16 protein-coding genes are annotated in these 13,711 nt (G+C 62.4%); all 16 read left to right on the forward strand.

The features are described 5' to 3' along the window. Positions 1 to 102: 102 nt before the first annotated feature. The 16 genes from fliE to fliQ all read left to right on the forward strand — a co-directional run bounded on the left by fliE (position 103) and on the right by fliQ (position 13,707). Positions 103 to 432: a flagellar hook-basal body complex protein FliE gene (gene fliE, locus OSC50_RS06885; RefSeq protein WP_181075854.1), complete on the forward strand. Its 330-nt coding sequence runs from the start codon at positions 103 to 105 to the stop codon at positions 430 to 432. Between the two features lie 16 nt (positions 433 to 448). Beyond that, complete coding sequence (gene fliF / locus OSC50_RS06890; RefSeq protein WP_181075853.1) at positions 449 to 2,227, forward strand: flagellar basal-body MS-ring/collar protein FliF; 1,779 nt, start codon at positions 449 to 451, stop codon at positions 2,225 to 2,227. Next, entirely contained in the window at positions 2,220 to 3,236 is a 1,017-nt protein-coding gene (gene fliG, locus OSC50_RS06895) for a flagellar motor switch protein FliG (RefSeq protein WP_181075851.1), read from the forward strand. The genes fliF and fliG overlap by 8 nt, the downstream gene beginning before the upstream one ends. A 10-nt stretch (positions 3,237 to 3,246) precedes the next feature. After that, positions 3,247 to 4,011: a flagellar assembly protein FliH gene (gene fliH / locus OSC50_RS06900; protein ID WP_181075849.1), complete on the forward strand. Its 765-nt coding sequence runs from the start codon at positions 3,247 to 3,249 to the stop codon at positions 4,009 to 4,011. Next, positions 4,001 to 5,359: a flagellar protein export ATPase FliI gene (gene fliI, locus OSC50_RS06905; RefSeq protein ID WP_181075847.1), complete on the forward strand. Its 1,359-nt coding sequence runs from the start codon at positions 4,001 to 4,003 to the stop codon at positions 5,357 to 5,359. The genes fliH and fliI overlap by 11 nt, the downstream gene beginning before the upstream one ends. Positions 5,360 to 5,362: 3 nt before the next feature. Then, positions 5,363 to 5,812 carry a flagellar export protein FliJ gene (gene fliJ, locus OSC50_RS06910; RefSeq protein ID WP_181075845.1) on the forward strand — a complete coding sequence of 150 codons (450 nt, stop codon included), beginning with the start codon at positions 5,363 to 5,365 and terminating at the stop codon, positions 5,810 to 5,812. Between the two features lie 76 nt (positions 5,813 to 5,888). Continuing rightward, entirely contained in the window at positions 5,889 to 6,194 is a 306-nt protein-coding gene (locus OSC50_RS06915) for an STAS domain-containing protein (RefSeq protein ID WP_181075843.1), read from the forward strand. Beyond that, positions 6,191 to 7,909 carry an ATP-binding SpoIIE family protein phosphatase gene (locus OSC50_RS06920; protein WP_253508753.1) on the forward strand — a complete coding sequence of 573 codons (1,719 nt, stop codon included), beginning with the start codon at positions 6,191 to 6,193 and terminating at the stop codon, positions 7,907 to 7,909. The genes OSC50_RS06915 and OSC50_RS06920 overlap by 4 nt, the downstream gene beginning before the upstream one ends. A gap of 30 nt (positions 7,910 to 7,939) precedes the next feature. Then, positions 7,940 to 8,284, forward strand: coding sequence for an Hpt domain-containing protein (locus tag OSC50_RS06925; RefSeq protein ID WP_181075839.1), 345 nt, complete (start codon positions 7,940 to 7,942; stop codon positions 8,282 to 8,284). A 103-nt stretch (positions 8,285 to 8,387) separates the two neighbouring features. Continuing rightward, positions 8,388 to 9,737: a flagellar hook-length control protein FliK gene (locus OSC50_RS06930; protein ID WP_266246283.1), complete on the forward strand. Its 1,350-nt coding sequence runs from the start codon at positions 8,388 to 8,390 to the stop codon at positions 9,735 to 9,737. 528 nt (positions 9,738 to 10,265) lie between these two features. Further along, complete coding sequence (gene fliL / locus OSC50_RS06935) at positions 10,266 to 10,769, forward strand: flagellar basal body-associated protein FliL (protein ID WP_181075835.1); 504 nt, start codon at positions 10,266 to 10,268, stop codon at positions 10,767 to 10,769. Between the two features lie 9 nt (positions 10,770 to 10,778). Continuing rightward, positions 10,779 to 11,747, forward strand: coding sequence for a flagellar motor switch protein FliM (gene fliM, locus OSC50_RS06940; RefSeq protein WP_181075833.1), 969 nt, complete (start codon positions 10,779 to 10,781; stop codon positions 11,745 to 11,747). A gap of 39 nt (positions 11,748 to 11,786) precedes the next feature. After that, positions 11,787 to 12,254 (forward strand): flagellar motor switch protein FliN, encoded by a 468-nt coding sequence (gene fliN / locus OSC50_RS06945; protein ID WP_181075831.1) that lies wholly within the window; start codon positions 11,787 to 11,789, stop codon positions 12,252 to 12,254. 1 nt (position 12,255) lies between these two features. Beyond that, positions 12,256 to 12,690, forward strand: coding sequence for a flagellar biosynthetic protein FliO (gene fliO / locus OSC50_RS06950; RefSeq protein ID WP_181075829.1), 435 nt, complete (start codon positions 12,256 to 12,258; stop codon positions 12,688 to 12,690). Then, positions 12,690 to 13,433 carry a flagellar type III secretion system pore protein FliP gene (gene fliP / locus OSC50_RS06955; RefSeq protein ID WP_253508748.1) on the forward strand — a complete coding sequence of 248 codons (744 nt, stop codon included), beginning with the start codon at positions 12,690 to 12,692 and terminating at the stop codon, positions 13,431 to 13,433. Before fliO ends, fliP begins: the two co-directional genes overlap by 1 nt. Before the next feature lie 4 nt (positions 13,434 to 13,437). Then, positions 13,438 to 13,707, forward strand: a complete 270-nt coding sequence (fliQ, locus tag OSC50_RS06960; RefSeq protein WP_034099472.1) for a flagellar biosynthesis protein FliQ — start codon at positions 13,438 to 13,440, stop codon at positions 13,705 to 13,707. Positions 13,708 to 13,711 lie beyond the last annotated feature (4 nt).

Below are 13,711 nucleotides of genomic sequence, written 5' to 3' on the forward strand. Positions count from 1 at the left end.
CGCCTTTTCTTACGAGTCGCCACGGATCTGGCACCCTTGTTGCTACCTCCCCTAGTAACTGCTGCGTAGTGTCAAATTTTTGCGGGTCGGAGAGAGAAGGTCATGAGCCAGGGTATTGAGTTCAATCGGTTGATGTTGGATATGCGCTCCATGCAGATGGATGCCATGGCTCAACCGAAATCCGTCGCGCCAGCGCCGCAACTGGGCCAAAGCAGCTTTGCCGACATGCTCGGCCAGGCCATCAACAAAGTCAGCGACACCCAGCAAGCCTCTAACCAGTTGGCCAGCGCGTTCGAAATCGGCAAGAGTGGCGTGGACCTCACCGACGTGATGATCGCGTCGCAAAAGGCCAGCGTTTCGTTCCAGGCTCTGACCCAGGTGCGTAACAAGCTGGTGCAGGCCTATCAAGACATCATGCAGATGCCGGTTTAAGGGCGAGATTTAAGTCATGGCAGAAGCAGTCGTGGACAACGTACCCGCCAAGACAGACGGCAAGCCGCCGCTGTTTGGCCTGTCGTTCCTGGAAAACCTCTCGGAAATGACCATGTTGCGTCAGGTCGGCCTGTTGGTCGGTCTGGCCGCCAGCGTGGCGATTGGTTTCGCTGTGGTGTTGTGGTCGCAGCAGCCCGATTACCGGCCGCTGTACGGCAGCCTGGCGGGCATGGATTCCAAGCAGATCATGGAAACCCTGGCCGCGGCCGACATCGCCTACACCGTAGAGCCCAACTCCGGCGCGCTGCTGGTCAAGGCCGACGACGTCGCCCGTGCGCGCATGAAGCTGGCCGCTGCGGGTGTCACGCCGTCTGACAGCAACATCGGTTTCGAGATCCTCGACAAGGACCAGGGCCTGGGTACCAGCCAGTTTATGGAAGCCACACGTTATCGTCGTGGCCTGGAAGGCGAACTGGCACGCACCATCTCCAGCCTGAATAACGTCAAGGGTGCCCGTGTGCACTTGGCCATTCCGAAAAGCTCGGTGTTTGTGCGCGATGAGCGCAAGCCCAGCGCGTCGGTGCTGGTGGAGCTGTTTTCCGGCCGCTCCCTGGAGCCGGGCCAGGTCATGGCGATCATCAATCTGGTGGCCACCAGTGTTCCCGAACTGAGCAAATCGCAGATCACCGTGGTGGACCAGAAGGGCAACCTGCTGTCCGACCAGGCCGAGAACTCGGCGCTGACCCAGGCCGGCAAGCAGTTCGACTACAGCCGCCGCGTGGAAAGCATGCTGACCCAGCGCGTGCATAACATTCTGCAACCGGTGTTGGGCAACGACCGTTATAAAGCCGAAGTTTCCGCCGACGTGGACTTCAGCGCCGTCGAGTCGACCTCCGAGCAGTTCAACCCGGACCAGCCGGCCCTGCGCAGCGAGCAGTCCACCAGCGAACAACGCACCGCCAGCAATGGCCCGCAAGGCGTACCGGGCGCCCTGAGCAACCAACCGCCTTCGCCGGCTTCGGCTCCGCAGACCACCGGTGGCGCCGCCGCCACTGCCGGCGCGATCCAGCCTGGCCAACCGCTGCTGGACGCCAACGGCCAGCAGATCATGGACCCGGCGACCGGCCAACCGATGCTCGCGCCGTACCCGGCGGACAAGCGTAACCAGTCCACCAAAAACTTTGAGCTGGACCGTTCCATCAGCCACACCAAGCAGCAACAGGGCCGTGTCAATCGCCTGTCGGTGTCGGTGGTGGTCGATGACCAAGTCAAGGTCAACGCGGCCGACGGTGCGGTCACCCGTGCCCCGTGGAGCGCCGACGAATTGGCGCGCTTCACCCGTCTGGTGCAGGACGCCGTCGGTTTCGACGCCAGCCGTGGCGACAGCGTCAGCGTGATCAACATGCCATTCTCCGCCGAGCGTGGCGAAGTGATTGCCGAGCCTGCGTTCTACTCGCAGCCCTGGTTCTGGGACATCGTCAAGCAAGTGCTGGGCGTGTTGTTCATCCTGGTGCTGGTGTTCGGCGTACTGCGTCCGGTGCTGAACAACATCACCGGCAACGGCAAGAAACAACTGGCCCTGGCCGGCGGCAGCGATGTCGAATTGGGTGGCATGGGCGGCCTGGACGGCGAACTGGCCAACGACCGCGTCAGCCTCGGCGGTCCGCAAAGCATCCTGTTGCCGAGCCCGAGCGAAGGCTATGACGCTCAGTTGAACGCAATCAAGAGTCTGGTAGCAGAAGACCCGGGCCGTGTGGCCCAGGTCGTGAAAGAGTGGATTAACGCAGATGAGTGATCGAGCCGCTGTTGCCAAGCTCTCCCGGGTCGACAAAGCCGCAGTCCTGCTGCTGTCGCTGGGGGAAACCGACGCCGCCCAAGTGCTGCGGCACATGGGCCCCAAAGAGGTTCAACGGGTGGGCGTGGCCATGGCGCAAATGCGCAATGTGCACCGCGAGCAAGTCGAACAGGTGATGAGCGAGTTCGTCGAGATCGTCGGCGACCAGACCAGCCTGGGCGTCGGCTCCGACAGCTACATTCGCAAAATGCTCACCTCGGCCCTGGGCGAAGACAAGGCCAACGGCCTGATCGATCGCATCCTGCTGGGCGGCAACACCAGCGGCCTGGACAGCCTCAAGTGGATGGAGCCGCGCGCCGTGGCCGATGTGATCCGCTATGAGCACCCGCAGATCCAGGCCATCGTGGTGGCTTACCTCGACCCCGACCAGGCCGGTGAGGTGCTGGGCCACTTCGACCATAAAGTGCGCCTGGACATCATCCTGCGGGTGTCGTCGCTTAATACCGTGCAGCCGGCGGCGTTGAAAGAATTGAACACCATCCTGGAGAAGCAGTTCTCGGGCAATTCCAATGCTTCGCGCACCACCCTGGGTGGCATCAAGCGCGCGGCGGATATCATGAACTTCCTCGACAGCTCGGTCGAAGGCCAGTTGATGGACTCGATCCGCGAGATCGACGACACCCTGTCCGGCCAGATCGAAGACCTTATGTTCGTGTTCAACAACCTCTCCGATGTCGACGACCGTGGCATCCAGGCGTTGCTGCGCGAAGTGTCCTCCGACGTGCTGGTGTTGGCACTCAAGGGTTCCGACGACGGGGTCAAGGAAAAGATCTTCAAGAACATGTCCAAGCGTGCCTCCGAACTGTTGCGCGACGACCTGGAGGCCAAGGGGCCGGTGCGCGTCAGCGACGTGGAAACCGCGCAAAAGGAAATCCTCACCATTGCCCGCCGTATGGCCGAAGCCGGAGAAATCGTTCTCGGTGGGAAGGGCGGCGAAGAAATGATCTAAGGCGTTGTCCATGTCGAACAAAGATGAGGCTCCCAGCGATCTGATTCGCGCGCGGGATGTCGGCGGGTTCGACATCTGGTCGTTGCCCAGCTTCGATCCGCACGTGCCTGAGCCCGAGCCGGAACCGGTGGAAGAACTTCCGGTGGAAATGGAAGAAGTGCCGCTGGAAGAAGTCCAGCCACTGACCCTGGAAGAGTTGGAAAGCATCCGCCAGGAAGCCTACAACGAGGGCTTTGCCGCCGGTGAAAAAGACGGTTTTCGCAGCACCACCCTCAAGGTGCGCCAGGAGGCCGACGCGGCGCTGGCGGTCAAGCTGGCCAGCCTGGAACGCTTGATGGGCAGCCTGTTCGACCCGATCGCCGAGCAGGACACACAGCTCGAAAAGGCCATGGTGCGCCTTGTGGAGCACATCGCTCGCCAGGTGATCCAGCGTGAGCTGGCGCTGGACTCCAGCCAGATCGAAAGCGTGATGCGCGAGGCCCTCAAGCTGCTGCCCCTGGGCGTCGGCAATGTGCGGTTGTACATCAACCCGCAGGATTTCGAACAGGTCAAAGCCCTGCGCGAGCGCCATGAGGAAACCTGGCGCATCGTCGAGGACGCGGCGCTGCAGCCCGGCGGTTGCCGCGTCGAGACCGAGCACAGCCGTATCGATGCCACGGTGGAAACCCGTATCAGCCAGATCATGGCCAAGTTGCTCGATCAGCAGCACGAACAGGTCCTGAATCCTGCCGAACCTGACCTGAGCATCGACCTGGACACCCCAGATGCGCCTTGATCGCACCAGCTTCGCCAAGCGCTTGAGCGCTTACACCGAAGCCACCGAGTTGCCCGGCCAGCCGATCCTTGAAGGTCGCCTGCTGCGCATGGTCGGCCTGACCCTCGAAGCCGAGGGCTTGCGCGCCGCCATGGGCAGCCGTTGCATGGTCATCAATGACGACAGCTATCATCCGGTACAGGTCGAGGCCGAGGTGATGGGCTTTTCCGGCAGCAAGATTTTCCTGATGCCCGTGGGCAGCCTGGCGGGCATCGCTCCCGGCGCCCGCGTGGTGCCGCTGGCCGATACCGGTCGCCTGCCGATGGGCATGGGCATGCTCGGTCGCGTGCTCGACGGCGCCGGCCGCGCCCTGGACGGCAAGGGCGGGATGAAGGCCGAAGACTGGGTGCCGATGGACGGCCCCACCATCAATCCCCTCAACCGCAACCCCATCAGCGTGCCGCTGGACGTGGGGATTCGCAGCATCAACGGTTTATTGACGGTCGGCCGCGGCCAGCGTCTTGGCCTGTTCGCCGGTACCGGCGTGGGTAAGTCGGTGTTGCTGGGCATGATGACGCGCTTTACCGAGGCCGACATTATCGTGGTCGGGCTGATCGGCGAACGTGGTCGCGAAGTGAAGGAGTTCATTGAACACAGCCTGGGTGAAGAGGGCCTCAAGCGCTCGGTGGTGGTCGCGTCGCCCGCCGACGATGCGCCGCTGATGCGCCTGCGCGCCGCCATGTATTGCACGCGCATCGCCGAATATTTTCGCGACAAGGGCAAGAACGTGCTGTTGCTGATGGACTCACTCACGCGTTTCGCCCAGGCCCAGCGGGAAATCGCCCTGGCCATCGGCGAGCCGCCCGCGACCAAGGGCTATCCGCCGTCGGTATTCGCCAAGCTGCCCAAGTTGGTGGAGCGGGCCGGTAATGCCGAGGCCGGCGGAGGATCGATCACTGCGTTCTATACCGTGCTGTCCGAAGGTGACGACCAGCAGGACCCGATTGCCGACTCGGCGCGTGGCGTGCTCGATGGGCACATTGTGCTGTCACGGCGCCTGGCGGAGGAGGGGCATTACCCGGCCATCGACATCGAAGCGTCCATCAGCCGGGTGATGCCGGCGGTGGTCACGCCCGAGCACATGGTTCGCGCGCAGCAGTTCAAACAGTTGTGGTCGCGCTATCAACAGAGCCGCGATCTGATCAGTGTCGGTGCCTACGTGGCCGGCGGCGATCGCGACACCGACCTGGCCATCGCCCTGCAGCCGCAGTTGGTGACCTACCTGCGCCAGGGCCTGAACGACAAGATCAGCATGGGCGAAAGCGAAGCGCACCTGCAGTCGATCTTCGCCCCGGCGCCAGGCGGCTAAGCCATGGCCAGCAGCCGCGCGTCACGCCTGGCCCCGGTGGTGGAAATGGCCGAGAAGGCCGAAAAAACCGCCGTGCAGCGCCTGGGGTATTTCCAGGGCCAAGTGCGCCTGGCGGAAAGCAAGTTGGGCGACCTCGAACGTTTTCGCGGCGAGTACCAGCAGCAATGGATCGAGCGTGGCACCAAAGGCGTGTCGGGCCAGTGGCTGATGGGTTATCAGGGTTTTCTCAACCAATTGGAAACAGCAGTCGGCCAGCAGCGCCAGAGCCTGGCCTGGCATCAGAACAACCTGGAAAAAGCCCGCGAGAGCTGGCAACAGGCATTCGCCCGCGTCGAAGGCCTGCGCAAGCTGGTGCAGCGTTACATTGACGAAGCACGCGCGATCGAAGACAAACGCGAACAGAAACTGCTCGATGAACTGTCGCAGCGTCTGCCGCGTCCGGAGCAGTTCTAAATCAGGGTGCGCTGTTGCTCACATCCCGTTCACCTGCTAAACCTTGTGTGTAGTCCCACGACAAGGAAGCAGTCGCATGGCAGTCGAGTCAGAAGTATCCCCGGACGGGAAGAAGTTGACGATCGTGATCAAAGGCCGGTTCGATTTCGGCCAGCATCAGAAGTTTCGTGATTCCTACGAGCGTTTCTACAAGGTCCCGCAGGCCTATATCGTGGACCTCAAGGAAACCACTTACATGGACAGCTCGGCGCTGGGGATGCTCCTGCTGCTGCGCGACCACGCCGGTGGCGACGAATCGCAGGTTACTGTGATCAACAGCAACCCTGACGTGCGCAAGATCCTCGCTATCGCCAACTTCGATCGGCTGTTTGACATCAATTGAGCGCTCTGGCCCCCGCCCATGAGGCGCTCACGATCCTGATCGCCGACGACAGCCCCGCCGACCTGCTGTTGCTGTCGACCATTGTGCGACGCCAGGGCCATCAGGTGCTCACCGCTGCCGATGGTCGCGAAGCCGTCGAAGTGTTTACCCGTGAGCGCCCGCAACTGGTGCTGATGGATGCGCTGATGCCGGTGATGGATGGCTTCGCCGCTGCGCGCTGGATCAAGCAGCTGTCGGGGGAAGCCCTGGTGCCGATCATCTTCCTCACCTCCCTGAGCGACAGCGCCGACCTGGCCGAGTGTCTGGACGCGGGTGGCGATGACTTCCTGCCCAAGCCCTACAACCCGCTGATCCTGGGCGCAAAAATCAACGCCATGGACCGCCTGCGTCGGTTGCAGGCCACGGTGCTGCAGCAGCGCGATCTGATCGCCAAGCACAATGACCACCTGTTGCATGAGCAGCGGGTGGCCAAGGCGGTGTTCGACAAGGTCGCCCACTCCGGTTGTATCAATGCCGCGCCGAATATCCGCTACCTGCAGTCGCCTTACGCGCTGTTCAATGGCGATCTGTTATTGGCGGCCTACACGCCGTCGGGCGATATGCATGTGCTGCTGGGGGATTTTACCGGCCACGGCTTGCCGGCGGCGGTGGGGGCCATGCCCCTGGCGGACGTGTTCTACGGCATGACCGCCAAGGGCTATGGCCTGGCGCAGATCCTGCGCGAGATGAACGCCAAGCTCAAACGCATCCTGCCGGTGGACATGTTCTGTTGCGCCACTTTGTTGTGCCTGAGCACCGATCGCCATGTGGTGGAGGTATGGAACGGCGGCATGCCCGAGGGCTATGTGCATCAGGTCGCCACAGGCAAACGCACATCGCTGGCATCGCGGCACTTGCCGTTGGGTGTGCTGTCGGCCGAGCTGTTCAATGACTGCACTGAAGTCTGGCCTATGGCGTTGGGGGATCGCGTGTTTCTGTTGTCCGACGGCGTGCTGGAGACCGCCGACGCGAATAACCAGTTGTTCGGGGTCGAGCGCTTGCAGCAGGTGTTCGCTGCCAACCGCGAGCCTGATCGCTTGTTCGAAGATGTCGAGCAGGCCCTGGCGGCATTTCGCGGGGAGGCGCGCGATGACGTGAGCATGGTGGAGATCACCTTGCAGTCCGGCCCCGCGTTGCGTGCGAGTGGGCCGCTTTATGCCGACAGCGGCCAGTCGTGCCCGCTGGACTGGTCGGTGAATTTCGAGTTCCGCGCCGAGACCCTCAAGCGCTACAACCCGCTGCCCTACCTGTTGCAATTGCTGCTGGAGATCCATGGCCTGCGCGCGCAGAGCGGCGCACTCTACAGCGTGATGGCCGAGTTGTACTCCAACGCGCTGGAACATGGCGTGCTGGGCCTGGACTCACGGCTCAAACGCGATGCCCAGGGCTTTGCCGAGTACTATCGCCGGCGCAACGAACGATTGGCCGAGTTGAACAGCGGTTACGTGCGAGTGCAGGTACAAGTGGTGCCGACCGACGCCGGCGGCACGATGACCCTGCGCATCGAGGACAGCGGGCCGGGATTTGATGTGGACAAGGTGTTGGCGCAGCCATTGGATATCGACCGTCTGTCCGGTCGCGGCTTGAGCCTGGTACGTCGGCTCAGTCACGACGTGCGTTGGTCCGACGGCGGGCGGTGTGTGTGCGTGGAGTTTTCGTGGGAGGCTCTGGCATAATCCGCCGATTCTTGATCAAGGAGCGAGCAAGTGGTTGATGTTCATCTGGACCCGGTAGTGTTGTCGGGTTTGCAGGAAGTCATGGAAAGCGAGTACCCCAAGTTGCTCGATACTTTTCTTGACGATTCGCAAAAGCGCATCGAAGCATTGCGCCAGTCTCGGGGCGACGCGAAGGCGCTGGGGCGTATTGCCCATAGTTTCAAAGGCAGCAGCGGCAACCTCGGAGCGGTGCGCTTGGCGCACTTGTGCCAGCGCTTGGAGGCCGAATCCGCCGAGGCGGCCGGCGATCTGGAGGCACTGGTGGATCAGATCGATCTTGAGTTTGCGTTGGTCAAGCCGCTGTACGAGTCGGAGCGTCAGCGCTTCCAGATGTGACGGTGGCAACCAACCCTCACTCAGCCGAAACCAAACCTGGCCCGACTCTTGCTCTATCTCCTCATACTGCATCCCCGATCCCCATGCAGTGGAGACCTTTACCATGCCAGTCGCCCCGAATTCGCTTCTTCAGGCTGCCCCCGCGGCCAAGCCTCAAGCGCCCGCCGCCAATCTACCGGCGGTGGCTGCGGAGCCACGGGACAAGGGCCCTGGCTTCGCTCAAGTGTTCGCCAGCCAGGGTTCAAAGCCTGCCTCCAAAGGCGACGACAACTCCACCAGACCCAGCCGCGACAAGCCCGTCGATGCCAGCGCCAAGCCGGCTGCCGGGAGTGACAAGCCTGCCGCCAAGGCACCGGCGGTTGCCGATAGCGGCAATCCTTTGCCTGCCGGCCCGCCTGCGGCCAAGGCGGACGACAGCGTCGGTTCGGACGATGATGCCCCGGTTGATCCGGCCCTGGTGCAGCAGCTCCCGGCCGACCCGGTGGTCGACCCGGCGCTGATCGCGGCCGTTACCCCGGTGGCCGTGCCGGTGCCGGTGGAAGCCCCGACACCGGTCGCCGACACGCCGGATGATCACGTCCAGCCATTGGTTGCCGCGCCGCCGGTGCCGGTGGCCGCGAGCGAAGAGGCCAAGCCCGCGTTCGACCCTGCGGCCGACCCGCTGGATGCAATGCCGGCCGTGCGCCTGGCCATGGAGCAGGGCGGTCATGTGTCGGCCAGCAGCCAGGCGCCAGCCAAAAATGCGTCGACGCCGACCCTGGACCAACCGACCGCCGCGCAGAATTTCGCTGCCGGCCTGGCCACCCTGGTCGACCAGCAGGCTACCAAGGACAGCACCGACCAAGGGGGCGACAAGGCCTTTGGCGGTTTGATCGACGACGGCCTCAAGGACCTCAAGAGCGCTGGCAGCGACACGCGTGTCGATGACTTCGCCAACCGCCTGGCCGCCCTGACCCAGGCCGCCACACCGAAAACCGCCAACGCTTTGCCGCCCGTCGCGAATGCGCCGCTGGCCATGCACCAGAGCGGCTGGACCGATGAGATCGTCAACCGCGTGATGTACCTGTCGAGCGCCAACCTCAAGTCGGCGGAAATCCAGTTGCAGCCGGCCGAACTCGGGCGCCTGGATATCAAGGTCAACATGACCGCCGACCAGCAGGCCCAGGTCAACTTCATGAGCGCCCACCCAGTGGTGCGTGAAGCGTTGGAAAGCCAGTCCGGCCGCCTGCGTGAAATGTTCGCCCAGCAAGGCATGGGGCAGGTGGATGTGAACGTGTCCGACCAGTCCCGTGGTCAGGAACAGCAGCAACAACAGGCGCAGACGGGGGGCGTTAGTCGCAGCGGGCGGGGCGGCGACAGCGGTGACAACGGCAGCCACATTGATGTGGCCGAAGCAGTGGCGCCCGTCACTTCGACGGTGATCGGCTCCAGCGCCGTCGATTACTACGCCTGATGTAGGTCTGGCATAGGACAAAATGGGGCAGGGGGCTTGCTGTGGTGAGCTGGCTTTGAAGTGGTGAGCGGGCTTTGATGTGGTGAGCGGGCTTGCCCCGCGCCGGGCTGCGAAGCGGCCCTATTCCAGGCGATGTGGTTTCAGCTGACACTCCGAGGTGCCTGGGTTTGGGGCCGCTTCGCAGCCCGGCGCGGGGCAAGCCCGCTCACTACAGAGTTATGTGTCAGCCTTTAAGGTCTGTGTAGATGCCCATGCTCATCGGGGCAAGCCCCCTCCCACTCGAATCGCATTCCAACTTAATTACCCACTGACGAAACCAGATCACAATGTGGGAAGGGGCTTGCCCCCGATGAGGATGTGTCAGTTCATACATCGGTTGGCTGATACACCGCTATTGGGGGGCAAGCCCCCTGCCACACTTGATTTGTGGTGTTCCTTTGTCTGTGTTCAGCCAGACAACTCTGGCATAACACTTGCTCTTGCCTTCCCGTAGATCTATGAATCCCCGAATAGTGACGGATTATTGGCATGGCGAAGAGCGAAGACGCAGCAGCAAAACCACCCGCGGGCAAAGGTAAGCTCAAGCTTATTCTGTTGATAGTCGTGGGCCTGCTCCTGGCCATTGGCGCGTCGGTGGGCGGCACCTGGTACATCATGCACAGCAGTGCCAGCAAACCGGCTCCCGCCGCCGAAACCGCTACCAACGTCAAGCAACCGGCAATCTTCGAGCCCATGCTTCCGGCGTTTGTCGCCAACTTCAATCAGAACGGCCGTCAGCGTTACCTGCAGGTGAGCATCACCTTGCTGGCGCGCAACCAATCGGACCTGGATGCCCTCAAGGTGCACATGCCGGTGATCCGCAATAACCTGGTGATGCTGTTCTCCAGCCAGAGCTTCGACACCCTGGCCACCCCGGTCGGCCAGGAAATGCTGCGCCAGAAGGTCACCGCCAGCGTGCAGGAAGTGGCCCAGAAAGAGCTCGGCAAAGTAGTGGTCGAACAGGCGCTCTTCACTAACTTCGTATTGCAGTAGGATCACGACATGGCCGTGCAGGACCTGCTGTCCCAGGATGAAATCGATGCGCTGTTGCATGGCGTCGACGATGGTCTGGTACAGACCGAAATGGCTGCCGAGCCCGGCAGCGTCAAAAGTTATGACTTGACCAGTCAGGATCGCATCGTCCGTGGACGCATGCCGACCCTGGAAATGATCAACGAACGTTTCGCCCGTTATACGCGCATCAGCATGTTCAACATGCTGCGCCGTTCGGCGGACGTGGCGGTGGGTGGCGTGCAGGTGATGAAGTTCGGCGAGTACGTGCATTCGCTGTACGTGCCCACCAGCCTCAACCTGGTCAAGATCAAGCCCCTGCGCGGCACCGCGCTGTTCATCCTCGACGCCAAACTGGTGTTCAAGCTGGTGGACAACTTCTTCGGCGGCGACGGCCGTCACGCCAAGATCGAAGGCCGTGAATTCACCCCCACCGAGCTGCGGGTGGTGCGCATGGTGCTTGAGCAGGCCTTCATCGACTTGAAGGAAGCCTGGCAGGCAATCATGGAAGTCAATTTCGAGTACATCAACTCGGAAGTGAACCCGGCCATGGCCAACATCGTCGGGCCCAGCGAAGCCATCGTGGTCTCCACCTTCCATATCGAACTCGACGGCGGTGGCGGCGACCTGCACGTGACCATGCCGTACTCGATGATCGAGCCGGTGCGCGAGATGCTCGACGCCGGCTTCCAGTCCGACCTGGACGACCAGGATGAGCGCTGGGTCAAGGCCCTGCGCGAAGACCTGCTGGACGTCGACGTGCCGCTCAGCGCCACCGTGGCGCGCCGCCAGCTGCGTCTGCGCGACATCCTGCACATGCAGCCTGGGGACATCATCCCGGTGGAGCTGCCGGAACAAATGATCATGCGCGCCAATGGCGTGCCGTCGTTCAAGGTCAAGCTCGGTTCCCACAAGGGCAACCTGGCATTGCAAGTGGTTGAGCCGATCACCCGCCGCTGACCCCTAATTTATAAATGTTTGCTTCGCCGAGGACATGTAATGGCTACCGAACACGAAAACACTTCCGCCGAAGACCAGGCCCTGGCTGATGAATGGGCGGCTGCCCTGGAAGAAACCGGCGATGTCGGCCAGGACGATATCGATGCCCTGCTGGCCGCTGATGCCGCCACCGCGCCAGCCGGCAACCGCCTGCAGATGGAAGAATTCGGCAGCGTGCCGAAGAACAACGACCCGGTGACCCTCGACGGTCCGAACCTGGACGTTATCCTGGATATTCCGGTGTCGATTTCCATGGAAGTGGGCAGCACCGAAATCAACATCCGCAACCTGCTGCAACTCAACCAGGGCTCGGTGATCGAGCTGGATCGCCTGGCCGGCGAGCCGTTGGACGTGCTGGTCAACGGCACGCTGATCGCCCACGGCGAAGTGGTAGTGGTCAACGAAAAGTTCGGTATCCGTCTGACCGACGTGATCAGCCCGAGCGAACGCATCAAGAAGCTGCGCTGATATGAACCGGCTCACGGTGGGACTGTTAATCGCGCTGCCCCTGCCGGCCTGGGCGGCCGAGCCAGTGGCTCAGGCCGCTGCCGCGCCGGTGGTGGGCAGCGTGGGCGGGCAACTGACCCAGTTGGTGCTGGGCCTGTTGCTGGTGGTGGGTTTGATCTTTGTGCTGGCCTGGCTGATGCGCCGCGTGCAGCGCGTGGGGCCGGGCAACGGCCAGGTCATCGAGATGATCGGTGCCCGCGCCCTCGGCCCGCGTGATCGCCTGGTGCTGGTGCAAGTGGGCGAGGAGCAGATTCTGCTGGGTATCACACCCGGCCGCATCACCCCATTGCACGTGCTCAAGACCCCTGTGAATGTCGACAAGACCCAGTCCGCCACGCCGGAATTTGCCCAGCGCCTGATGGAGTTGCTGGGCAAGGACCAGAAGGATAATAAGTAATGCGCGTTTTATTGACGCTCATGCTGTGGCTTGCGGCGCCGCTGGCGTTCGCCGCCGACCCGCTGTCGATCCCGGCTATTACGCTGGGCACTAACGCGGCCGGCGCGCAGGAGTATTCGGTCAGCCTGCAGATCCTGCTGATCATGACCGCGCTGAGCTTTATCCCGGCGTTTGTCATGCTGATGACCAGCTTCACGCGGATCATCATCGTCTTCTCGATCCTGCGGCAAGCGTTGGGCCTGCAGCAGACGCCTTCGAACCAGATCCTCACCGGCATGGCGCTGTTCTTGACGCTGTTCATCATGGCGCCGGTGTTCGACAAGGTGAACACGCAAGCCCTGCAACCTTACCTGGCGGAGAAAATCACCGCCCAGGACGCCATCGACAAGGCGCAGGGCCCGATCAAGGATTTCATGCTGTCGCAGACCCGCTCCAGCGACCTTGAGCTGTTCATGCGCCTGTCCAAGCGTACCGACATCGCCAGCCCCGACCAGGCGCCGCTGACCATTCTGGTGCCGGCGTTCGTCACCTCGGAATTGAAGACCGCGTTCCAGATCGGCTTCATGATCTTTATCCCGTTCCTGATCATCGACCTGGTGGTGGCGAGCGTGCTGATGGCCATGGGGATGATGATGCTGTCACCGCTGATCATCTCGTTGCCGTTCAAGATCATGCTGTTTGTGCTGGTGGATGGCTGGGCGTTGATTATCGGCACCTTGGCCAGCAGTTTCGGAGGGGTATAGCGCTATGACCCCAGAAGTCGCCGTCGACCTGTTCCGTGAAGCGCTGTGGCTGACCACCGTGATGGTCGCCGTGCTGGTGGTGCCCAGCCTGTTGGTGGGCCTGCTGGTGGCGATGTTCCAGGCCGCGACCCAGATCAACGAACAGACCTTGAGCTTCCTGCCGCGCCTGCTGGTGATGCTGGTCACGCTGATCGTCGCCGGGCCGTGGCTGGTGCAGTCGTTCATGGAATACATCCTGCAGTTGTACGGCAGTATTCCGCAGTTGATCGGCTGATTCG

The organism is Pseudomonas quebecensis (genome assembly GCF_026410085.1).
Taxonomy (GTDB): Bacteria; Pseudomonadota; Gammaproteobacteria; order Pseudomonadales; family Pseudomonadaceae; genus Aquipseudomonas; species Aquipseudomonas quebecensis.

Excerpts from the sequence above, each read along its gene's own strand:
- fliE (WP_181075854.1), top strand. The coding sequence starts at position 103 with ATGAGCCAGGGTATTGAGTTCAATCGGTTGATGTTGGATATGCGCTCC.
- fliF (WP_181075853.1), top strand. The coding sequence starts at position 449 with ATGGCAGAAGCAGTCGTGGACAACGTACCCGCCAAGACAGACGGCAAG.
- fliG (WP_181075851.1), top strand. The coding sequence starts at position 2,220 with ATGAGTGATCGAGCCGCTGTTGCCAAGCTCTCCCGGGTCGACAAAGCC.
- fliH (WP_181075849.1), top strand. The coding sequence starts at position 3,247 with ATGTCGAACAAAGATGAGGCTCCCAGCGATCTGATTCGCGCGCGGGAT.
- fliI (WP_181075847.1), top strand. The coding sequence starts at position 4,001 with ATGCGCCTTGATCGCACCAGCTTCGCCAAGCGCTTGAGCGCTTACACC.
- fliJ (WP_181075845.1), top strand. The coding sequence starts at position 5,363 with ATGGCCAGCAGCCGCGCGTCACGCCTGGCCCCGGTGGTGGAAATGGCC.
- OSC50_RS06915 (WP_181075843.1), top strand. The coding sequence starts at position 5,889 with ATGGCAGTCGAGTCAGAAGTATCCCCGGACGGGAAGAAGTTGACGATC.
- OSC50_RS06930 (WP_266246283.1), top strand. The coding sequence starts at position 8,388 with ATGCCAGTCGCCCCGAATTCGCTTCTTCAGGCTGCCCCCGCGGCCAAG.
- fliL (WP_181075835.1), top strand. The coding sequence starts at position 10,266 with ATGGCGAAGAGCGAAGACGCAGCAGCAAAACCACCCGCGGGCAAAGGT.
- fliM (WP_181075833.1), top strand. The coding sequence starts at position 10,779 with ATGGCCGTGCAGGACCTGCTGTCCCAGGATGAAATCGATGCGCTGTTG.
- fliN (WP_181075831.1), top strand. The coding sequence starts at position 11,787 with ATGGCTACCGAACACGAAAACACTTCCGCCGAAGACCAGGCCCTGGCT.
- fliO (WP_181075829.1), top strand. The coding sequence starts at position 12,256 with ATGAACCGGCTCACGGTGGGACTGTTAATCGCGCTGCCCCTGCCGGCC.
- fliP (WP_253508748.1), top strand. The coding sequence starts at position 12,690 with ATGCGCGTTTTATTGACGCTCATGCTGTGGCTTGCGGCGCCGCTGGCG.
- fliQ (WP_034099472.1), top strand. The coding sequence starts at position 13,438 with ATGACCCCAGAAGTCGCCGTCGACCTGTTCCGTGAAGCGCTGTGGCTG.